This window comes from Protofrankia sp. Cr2 (assembly GCF_963555885.1).
Taxonomy (GTDB): domain Bacteria; phylum Actinomycetota; class Actinomycetes; order Frankiales; family Frankiaceae; genus Protofrankia.
On sequence record NZ_CAUVXG010000047.1, the window covers coordinates 33,942 to 35,162 of the forward strand.

The following is a 1,221-nucleotide window of genomic DNA, read 5'->3' on the forward strand; positions in this document are numbered from 1 at the left end:
GGCGGCGCCGTGGCGGTCACCGCCCACCTCCGGCCCGGGTCGCGATCATCGCCAGCGAGTCCTCGATCGACGTCGCAGCGCTTTCGGCGGCGGCCAACGCCGCCGCATAGACCTCGACGGCATCGGGGTCGTCGACGAAGAGGTTCTGGACCGGCTGCTCGGCGTAGACCACGGAGGTGAGGTCCTCGTGGTCGAACTCGAAGATCGTGAAAGTGACGCCTTCGGCTTCGTGGACCGGCGCCCGGAAAGGGATGACCCTGACCCGCACGCCGGCGGTCTCGACCCGGTGCAGTACGTGCCGCCACTGCCCGGCGGTCACGTCCGGGCCGCCGATCTCCCGGTGCAGCACCGCCTCGTCCAGGAGCACTGTCAGCGCCGGCGGGTTTTCCCGATCGAGGATGCGTTGACGGCGCAGTCGCAACTCGAGCCGGCGTTCCCCGACGGCGCGGGTGGCGTCGTGCGCCGCCCCGAGCAGCGCGCGGGCGTAGTCGTCGGTCTGCAGCAGGCCGGGAATCAGCGACGTCGTGTGCAGCCGGATGTTGGCCGCGCCGTCCTCCAGACCGTAGAAGGTAGCGGAGTCGGGCGGCACGACATCGGTGAACTCGTGCCACCACTCCTTGCCGCGCGCACGCCGCGCCAGCTCCGTCAGCTCCGCGAGCTCCGCGTCGGCGAGCTCGAGGACACGAGCGATGGGTGGCACGTCGTGCAGGCGGATGCCGGCGATGGCGGTCTCCATCCGGCTGACCTTCGCCCCGGAGCACTCCAGCTCGCGAGCCAGGTCCTCGATGGTCAGCCCGGCACGCTGGCGGTACCTGCGCAGGCCCTGCGCGAGCCGGCGGCGGGCAAGGACTGCGTTCGTCGCCATGACAAGCCTTCCCGTCTCCCCCTGATAGCGGTCGATGCGACCCCGTTGACCGATCCAGTCAGCGTCGGCATACTCGGACCGTAATTTGCCAAACGTAATTTACTAGAACTAGCTGGCTAGCGCTAGCTGGTCGAAACGGCATCAGGACAGCGGCATCAGGACAGGGGCACCAGGACGGCCCGTAGGCCGGGTGCCACGACGATCTCCCGCCGACCTCGTTCCAGTTTGGAGACCCGCATGACCACGTTTCCCGCCCACGGCGACCAGGACCCGGTCTCCGGCCTGGCCGCATCCCCACCCGCATCCCCACCCGGCTCCCCGGCGCACGGCCTTCCCGAGCCCGGCCAGTACTTTTC

At 69.6% G+C, this 1,221-nt stretch carries 1 protein-coding gene; it reads right to left on the minus strand.

Translation table 11 applies throughout. The features are described from left to right. Positions 1–16: 16 nt before the first annotated feature. Positions 17–865 carry a helix-turn-helix transcriptional regulator gene (locus tag U9978_RS18610; protein ID WP_322762412.1) on the minus strand — a complete coding sequence of 283 codons (849 nt, stop codon included), beginning with the start codon at positions 863–865 and terminating at the stop codon, positions 17–19. Positions 866–1,221: the final 356 nt, after the last annotated feature.

Coding starts and splice junctions, on each gene's coding strand:
- U9978_RS18610 (WP_322762412.1), bottom strand. CDS start 865: ATGGCGACGAACGCAGTCCTTGCCCGCCGCCGGCTCGCGCAGGGCCTG.